Source organism: Desulfobacter latus (assembly GCF_013389365.1).
Lineage (GTDB): Bacteria > Desulfobacterota > Desulfobacteria > Desulfobacterales > Desulfobacteraceae > Desulfobacter > Desulfobacter latus.
This window is the reverse complement of sequence record NZ_JACADJ010000194.1, coordinates 1-465: the sequence shown is the minus strand read 5'-3', so window position 1 is coordinate 465 and position 465 is coordinate 1. Positions and strand designations below refer to the sequence as shown.

Sequence of the window (465 nt, the reverse complement as noted above, 5' to 3'; positions counted from 1 at the left end):
TCTTACTCATTCTTACCCATTGAGTATGAATGATGAGAAATTCCTGCTTCATAGAGTGTGCCCGAACAAACTGCTTAGGTCTCATTTCCTCTCCACAGGCTTAAAATCCCGTAGAACCTACGGTATTGTTATTATTATGCAGCCGATAAAACCGGATACTGTTCCAGGTTCCGGGCTGCGTTTTCATCTCTATCCAGCTTGAATCCGCACGCCGGACATATAAATGTTCGATCCGCCAAAGTAAGTTCCCTATGAATTTCACCGCATTCAGAACATCTTTTTGAAGAGGGAAACCACCGATCCGCAATGATTACATTAACACCCGAAATAACGGCTTTATATTTCAGTTGCCGTTTAAATTCATGGAATCCCATATCGGATATCGCTTTGGCCAGTTTTCTGTTTTTCAACATTCCACAGACGTTCAGGTCTTCAATCACGATGACGGAAAACTTTCGGACCAAC

1 protein-coding gene is annotated in these 465 nt (G+C 42.6%); it reads right to left on the bottom strand.

The window, feature by feature from the left end; all coding sequences use genetic code 11:
• Window positions 1-134 precede the first annotated feature (134 nt).
• On the bottom strand, window positions 135-465 hold a 331-nt coding region (locus tag HXW94_RS18960), incomplete at its 5' end, for an RNA-guided endonuclease InsQ/TnpB family protein (protein ID WP_178368433.1).